Annotated in this window: 8 protein-coding genes; 3 read left to right on the top strand and 5 right to left on the bottom strand. The window is 67.8% G+C overall.

Going from position 1 to position 6,807, the window contains the following annotated elements:
* The 5 genes from DSP71_RS21755 to DSP71_RS00185 form a co-directional block, all read right to left on the bottom strand.
* On the bottom strand, nt 1–456 hold a 456-nt coding region (locus DSP71_RS21755), incomplete at its 3' end, for a hypothetical protein (protein ID WP_181800621.1).
* Nucleotides 457–490: 34 nt separating this feature from the next.
* Nucleotides 491–1,156 (bottom strand): hypothetical protein, encoded by a 666-nt coding sequence (locus tag DSP71_RS00200; RefSeq protein ID WP_061016043.1) that lies wholly within the window; start codon nt 1,154–1,156, stop codon nt 491–493.
* 97 nt (nt 1,157–1,253) lie between these two features.
* Entirely contained in the window at nt 1,254–1,445 is a 192-nt protein-coding gene (locus tag DSP71_RS00195; RefSeq protein WP_061016041.1) for an LPXTG cell wall anchor domain-containing protein, read from the bottom strand.
* Entirely contained in the window at nt 1,445–2,590 is a 1,146-nt protein-coding gene (wecB, locus tag DSP71_RS00190) for a non-hydrolyzing UDP-N-acetylglucosamine 2-epimerase (protein ID WP_113680069.1), read from the bottom strand. The genes DSP71_RS00195 and wecB overlap by 1 nt, the downstream gene beginning before the upstream one ends.
* A gap of 58 nt (nt 2,591–2,648) precedes the next feature.
* Nucleotides 2,649–3,431, bottom strand: coding sequence for a DUF11 domain-containing protein (locus DSP71_RS00185; protein ID WP_147251137.1), 783 nt, complete (start codon nt 3,429–3,431; stop codon nt 2,649–2,651).
* On the opposite strand from DSP71_RS00185, the gene DSP71_RS00180 reads away from it, so the two are divergent.
* Genes DSP71_RS00180 through DSP71_RS00170 form a run of 3 tightly spaced genes read left to right on the top strand, consistent with a single transcriptional unit; the run spans nt 3,408 to nt 6,609 of the window.
* Nucleotides 3,408–3,908 (top strand): Type 1 glutamine amidotransferase-like domain-containing protein, encoded by a 501-nt coding sequence (locus tag DSP71_RS00180; RefSeq protein ID WP_258546181.1) that lies wholly within the window; start codon nt 3,408–3,410, stop codon nt 3,906–3,908. The genes DSP71_RS00185 and DSP71_RS00180 overlap by 24 nt on opposite strands.
* Entirely contained in the window at nt 3,905–5,260 is a 1,356-nt protein-coding gene (locus tag DSP71_RS00175) for an anaerobic C4-dicarboxylate transporter family protein (protein WP_058633065.1), read from the top strand. The genes DSP71_RS00180 and DSP71_RS00175 overlap by 4 nt, the downstream gene beginning before the upstream one ends.
* Nucleotides 5,261–5,280: 20 nt before the next feature.
* Nucleotides 5,281–6,609 (top strand): threonine/serine exporter ThrE family protein, encoded by a 1,329-nt coding sequence (locus DSP71_RS00170; protein ID WP_113680067.1) that lies wholly within the window; start codon nt 5,281–5,283, stop codon nt 6,607–6,609.
* Nucleotides 6,610–6,807: the final 198 nt, after the last annotated feature.

Raw genomic sequence — 6,807 nt, 5'->3', positions numbered from 1 at the left:
CGAGCTCAGTGTCACGCCGGAGGTCGTCAGCGTGTACTTGGCGGAGCTGTTCACGACACCGCCGAGGGCGTAGACGTCGCCACCGAGCTTGTCGAGTTTGATCTTCGGGTTCGTCACCTGCTGACCGAAGTCGACCACGACGTTGCCGCGGACGCACTCGATGCCGTTCTTGCAGGGAAAGTCCTCGTGGAAACCGATCACGTTCAGCCCCAGCTCACCGCCGTCGCGGACGGTGGCGAGGTTGACGACATCACCGGAGCTCTTCACCTGGATCTTGTCGGTGGTGGTGATCTTGGCAGTGGCGCCGGCCGCGGATGCGGTGCGGGTGTCGCCCGAACCGGTCCAGCCGTTGACGTCTGCGGCCGTGGCAGCCGGGGCCGCCGCGAGGGCGCCCACCGCCAAAGCGGCGAGCAACCCCCCGGCCAGCGCACCCCGGAGGATGGATTTCTTCTTCACTGTGGTTTCTTCCTCTTGAGTGAGCCGAGCGCGGTCAGTCGGTGGCCGTGGAACGACGGCGCAGAGCGAGCGCGCCGAGCGCGCCGACCCCGATCACACCGGCGCTGGCGAGTCCGACACCGGCATCGATCACCGGCACCGGAGGGCGCTGCGCGAACTGGTGCGCATAGTTGTAGGTGAAACGGACGTCGTCCGTGAACACTCCGCCGGTGTAGACGACTTTGGCGCTGTTGGTGATCGTCGGTCCCCAGTAGTCGTCGGCGACCGTGAACGACGCCATCGGCTGCACGATCCGCGTGCCACCGTCATGCGCCACGTTGAAGGTCCACACGACGTTGGAACCGACCAGCGCGCCGCCCTCGGTCGCCGAGGCGAACGTGGTGTTCGCCGGTACCGGAAGGATCACCTTGTAGACGCCGTCGATCTGCTCATCATTGACGAGCTGCACGACGGCACCTTCTTTGATCTCCGATCCGGGAGTGACCCCGGTGGCAGCCGTCTGTGTGGCGCGACCGAGGTAGCCGCGGACCAGCTGGGGAGAGCTGACCCTTTCCGTTCCGCTGGTGCTGGTGGTCGTCGTCGACGAATCCGGCGTGACCGGCTGGTCGTCGGCCATGGCCACCTGCCCACCGAGCACTGTGCCTCCCACGATCAGCAGGCCGATGCCGGCGGTGCAGGCAGTCTTGAGGATGCTCTTCATCTCGAGCCCCTTCCTTCCATTTGAGTGACGCGCAGAGTGCATCGCCGCCGATAGGACCGCGGATCGAACGTTCGATTACGCCCGCACGGGAAACGCCTCAACGGCATGGCCGGCGTCGATCCCGCCCGACGGGGGCGGCCCTGCGCAGCACGCGCCGACGGACGGTGAGCAACGCTCCAGCTCCCATGGCTGCCGCACCCACGATGACCCAGGTGAGCACCGAATCCGGACCGGTCATCGCGAGGAGGCCGACGGCGGCGAGAGGCGTGGTGAGATCGCTGCTGTACATCAGGACTCCTCTGCGGCGAGGCGGACGACGGAATTGATGTGCGTGGCGATGCGTGCCGTGGCCTTGCCATCACCGAACGGCGACGGCAAGGCGCTCAGCTTCTCCAGGGTCCCCTCGACATCGGCGAGCACAGCCGCCGCCTCGCTCGCGAGCGTCTGAGGTGTGACGAGCTTCGTGAACGATCCCAGCGCCTCAGGGCGTTCCGTCGAATCGCGCACGACGAGCACCGGTCGCCCGAGCACCGTGGCCTCCTCCTGGATGCCGCCGGAGTCGGATACCAGTACTGCCGCGTGTGCGGCGAGGGCGAGGAAGCGCTCATAGCTGTACGGCTCCTCGGCGATCAGGGCGTCGAGGAGATGCTCCGCGTCCAGTGAGGTGAGCATCGCCCGCGTTCGAGGATGCACGGGGAAGACGACGGGCCACCCGGAAGCGGCGATCTCGTTGAACGCGTGCAGGGTCGAGATGAGGTTGGCCGGGGTGTCCACGTTCTCCTGACGATGCAGGGTCGCGAGCACGTAGCGGTCGGGGTGGACCCCGAGCCTGACGAGCTCGTCGACGTCCGCGGCGACGTCGGAACGTTGCATGCGAACCGCCTCGACCACGGGGTTGCCGGTGACGAGGATGCGCTCGTCCTCGATTCCCTCCTCAAGGAGATTGGCCCGGTTGGTCTCGGTCGCGGCGAAGAGGTCATCGGAGATGTGGTCGACCATCACCCTGTTGTGCTCCTCCGGCATGCGACGATCCCGCGCCCGGAGGCCGGCCTCCACGTGCCCCAGTCGCACTCCCGCCGCGTTCGCGGCGAGCGCGGCGGCGAAGGTCGCGTTCGTGTCGCCCTGGACGACGACGTATTTCGGGTCGAGCTGGGTGATCGCCTGTGCGATCTGCTCGGCTGCTCGGCCGATCTGCGCAGCGCGTGGGAGTCCGCCGACATGCAGCTGGAGATCGACGCGCCTGATACCGCACGCCTGCAGGAAGACACGGGACATGCCGGGGTCGTAGTGCTGGCCGGTGTGGACGATGTAGGCGGCATCGCCGAGGCTTCGCACCAGAGGGGCGAGCTTCACGATCTCAGGACGGGTGCCGAACACGACCATCACCGAGGATTTCGGAAGCTCAGCGGACGAAAGGAAGGAAGAGGATGTCATTTCTGGGTACTCCGATCAGCCCCCGGGGATTTCCCGGGGACGACGTGTGTGAGGGGATCTAGCGGTTGGACCTGCGGCGCACACCGACGACGATGAGGAACGCCCCACCGGCGAGGAGGATGATCGCAGGGACGGCCAGCGCGAAGGTCGCACCGGTCTGGGCAAGAGCGGCCGGAGCCGGAGTGACCGTGGTGACGGCGCACGACCACGAGGGGTCATCCGCACACGCATGCACTGCGGTCAGCGGAGGCAGTGCCGGCAGCTCGGACAGGTCGGCATTCTCAGGAACAGGCATGCCCGCCTGCCTCGCCGCGCTGCGGAGGGATTCGTTCATGACCTCGTCGTAGGCGACCGTGGCACGGTTGACGATCTTCCCGTTCTGGGTTGCCGGAACCTGAGCCCGGAGACTCATCGTCGCCGACTGGCCAGGGAGGATCTCCTCCACCATCCACCCGACGCGGTCCTTGACGGCGACGCCGCCCGTCGAGGCGGAGATGAACCGCGTCCCCTCCGGGAGGTCGTCGACGACCGGGATCTGCGTCGCGGTGCCAGGACCGGTGTTCACGACCGTGATCGTGTAGTCGAGGATCGCGCCGGACTGCGCGGCGGCCTGCGCCACCGTCTTGCTGATCTCCAGAGAAGCGAGCGCGGGGACCGCCGTCACCGCACATGCCTGCGCGACGTCGTCGACGCAGGGCGTGAGGATCGTCGGATCGGGCGTGCCCGCCGGGACTCCCGCCGGGTTCTGCACCGTGGCCCTGTTCACCAGCTGCACCTCCCCCTGTTCCACCGTGCGGTCGACGACCTGGCCGGTTTCGTGAAGGGCTTCGACGTGATCCACGTCGGCGGCGGCAACACCGCCAACATGCTCGACGTCTGGAAGCGCCAGGGCCTCGACGAGATCATGCGCGAGATGTGGGAGGACCCCGACTCGAACGTGGTGTTCACGGGCGGCAGTGCAGGAGGCATCTGCTGGTTCGAGGGCGGGACCACCGACAGCTACGGACCGACCCTGCAGGTGCTGCCGGAGGGACTCGGCTTCCTGCACGGCAGCTTCTGCCCGCACTACGATGCCGAGGACCAGCGGCGTCCCCTCTTCCACACGTCCCTGCTCAGCGGAGAGCTCTCGACGGGGTACGCGGTCGGCAACCTGCAGTCGCTGCACTTCGAGAACTCCGAGTTCGTCACCGCGGTGAGCCCGGTCGACGATGCCCTCGCCCTTCGCGTGGAGGCCATAGGCGGGAAGATCGTCGAGACCGAGCTGCCCACCGAGGTGCTCAGAGGCGCTGCGCCCATCGTGAAGGGACCGTCGTCATGAACGACAACGTGTGGATCCTCGTCGCCGAACTCATCGTCGTCATCCTCGCGATCTTCATGGGGACCCGCACGAGCGGGATCGGTCTGGGCGTCTGGGGGCTCGTCGGCGTCGCCGTGCTCGTCTTCGTCTTCGGCGAAGCGCCGGGCAACGCCCCGGTCGACGCGGTCTTCATCGTCATCACGGTCATCACGGCGGCATCGACCATGCAGGCGGCCGGCGGCATCGACTGGATGGTGTCGGTCGCGGCGAAGGTGATCAGACGCCGACCCCGATCGGTGGTCTTCCTCGCCCCGGCGATGTCATTCCTGTTCACCGTCGGCGCAGGAACGGGCAACATCTTCTACCCGCTGCTGCCCGTCATCTACGACGTCTCGTACCAGCAGAAGATCCGACCGGAGCGTGCGCTCTCGGTGTCGGCCGTGGCCTCGCAGGTCGGCATCCTGTGCTCTCCTGTGTCCGCCGCGACCGCCTCGATGGTGGTGCTGCTCGCCCCGCAGGGCGTCGACCTCGGCGGACTGCTGCTGATCATGTGGCCCGCCTCCATCGTCGGCCTCTTCGTGGCGGCACTCGTGATGATGCGCCATGGCAAAGATCTGGAAGACGACCCCGAGTTCCAGAAGCGCCTCGCCGATCACCAGATCAAGCCGCCGGAGACCGACGCGCACGAGAAGAAGCTGCCTCCCACCGCGGTGCTCTCGGCCTCGCTGTTCCTCGCCGGCGTCGCTGTGATCGTGCTCTTCGGCCTGTTCGAGAACCTGCGTCCGGTCATCGGGACCGATGACGCCGGCGACCCGGTGCGCCTCAGCGTCACGGTCATCATCGAGGTCGTGATGGGCATCATCGCCGCCCTGATCTTCGTCTTCTGCAAGGTCAAGGCCGCAGATGTGCCCAAGCAGCCGACGTTCCCCGCCGGTATCGTCGGAGCCATCGCCCTGTTCGGCATCGCCTGGCTGGCCAACACCTTCGTCGCCGCGAACCAGACCCTCATCGTCGACGGCCTCGGCTCCGTGGTCTCCGGCTCCTCGGCGTTCCTCGGCGCGTTGCTGTTCGCGCTGGCCCTCTTCGCGGTCGCCATGCTCACGACGAGCCAGTCGAGTGCGACGAACGCGATCGTGCCGATCGGCATCACGATCGGCCTCCCCGCCTCCCTCCTGGTGGGCCTGTGGCCGGCGGCGATGGGCATCTACACGCTGCCGGCCAACGGCAGCCAGGTGGCCACCGTCGCGTTCGACCAGACGGGCACGACCAAGATGGGCAAGTTCGTCTTCGACCACTCGTTCCAGCTGCCGAACCTCATCTACGTGGCTGTGGCGATCATCGTCGGCGTGCCGCTCTCGTTCCTGTTCACCTGAGCCGAGCGGCCGGCCACGACATGACCGACGGCCTCGACCGGGCGACGCTCCGGCAGTTCCTGCTGGGGCTGGCGCAGGGCATGAACGCCTCCGCCGAGTCGGTCGACCGCATCCGTGACGTCATCGCAGAGGTGGCGAGGGCCTATGGGGGCGACGACGCCGACTTCGTGGTGCTGCCGACGATCATCCTCATCGAGAGCGGCGAGTCCGATGAGTCCCGCGTCGCGATCCGCTCGGCGACGAACGCCTCGTTCCGTTTCGATCAGATCGCCGCCCTGTACGAGCTGATCGCCCAGGCGAAGACCGGCTCGGTCACCCCGCTCGACGGCATCAGACGCCTGAACGAGATCGGCGCGATGCGCCCGCGGCTCGGCTGGATCACCCGCACGTTCGGGCATGCGGTGCTGACGACAGGGCTCTCTCTCCTGCTCGCCCCCACGTGGCAGGGCGTGATCGTCGCGTTCGTGCTCGGAGCGCTGATCGGATTGCTGAAGCTGGTCCGCTCTCCGACGCTGCAGCTGATCATGCCGGTGGTCGCGGCGTTCGTGTGCGCCACCGCGGTCTTCCTCCTGGCCGAGGTGATCGAGATCGGCGATCCGATCCGCCTGCTCATCGCCCCGCTCGTCACCTTCCTGCCCGGCGGCGTGCTGACGAGCGCCACCGTGGAGCTCGCAGCAGGGCAGATGATCTCCGGCGCCTCCCGTCTGGTCTACGGCTTCGTGCAGCTGGCGCTGCTGGCGTTCGGCATCCTCGCCGCCGGCACCGTCGTGGGGGTCGACTCGTCCTCGTACGAAGCCCTCGACGGGGGCTCGCCGCTCCCGTGGTGGGTGGCGCTCATCGGGATCCTCGTGTTCGCGCTCGGGAACTATCTGCATTTCTCCGCGCCACCGTCGACCTTCGGGTGGGTGCTTCTCGCACTCGTCGTCGCCTACACGGGCCAATGGGCCGGCACCGAGTTCGTGGGCGCGACGGTCGGCGGGTTCGTCGGTGCCGTCGCGATGACCCCCGTCGTGCTGTGGATCGCGACCCTCCGCCACGGAGCACCGTCGCAGCTCACCTTCCTCCCGGCCTTCTGGCTGCTGGTCCCCGGGGCCGCCGGGCTCGTCGGGCTCACGGAGGCGGTCGCGACCGACGGCGGACTCTCCGACTTCACCACGGCGCTGGTCTCGGTCATGTCGATCGCGCTCGGCGTGCTCATCGGCACCGCGCTGTACCGCGTCGTGCACCACGGCGCCGAGGAGATCGTGCAGTTCGCCGTCGCCCTTCCCCCCGCCTCGGACGAGAGCGCCCCCGCTCCGAACCTGTGGTCGCGGATCACGGCGCCCTGGCGCCGGAACGGTCACCGCTGACGGTCACGGACACGCTCCGCTCTCCCGGTATCGCTCGTCTCTGCGTTCGTCGCTGTCCCGGCGGGCGTCGCTTGTCGGTGCGGGATTTCGGCATATCGTAGAGGGAGGGGACCTGGGGAGGTACGGGGTGTCGGCATTTGTCGCGCAGGGGGACGGACGTATACCGCGAGTATCGGCGCACGCCATCAGGCGTCCGCG

This window comes from Microbacterium sp. H6, from assembly GCF_003314775.1.
In the GTDB taxonomy this organism is placed as follows: Bacteria; Actinomycetota; Actinomycetes; order Actinomycetales; family Microbacteriaceae; genus Microbacterium; species Microbacterium oxydans.
Note: the sequence above shows the minus strand (reverse complement) of the source record. Positions and strands in the feature narration are given on the sequence as shown.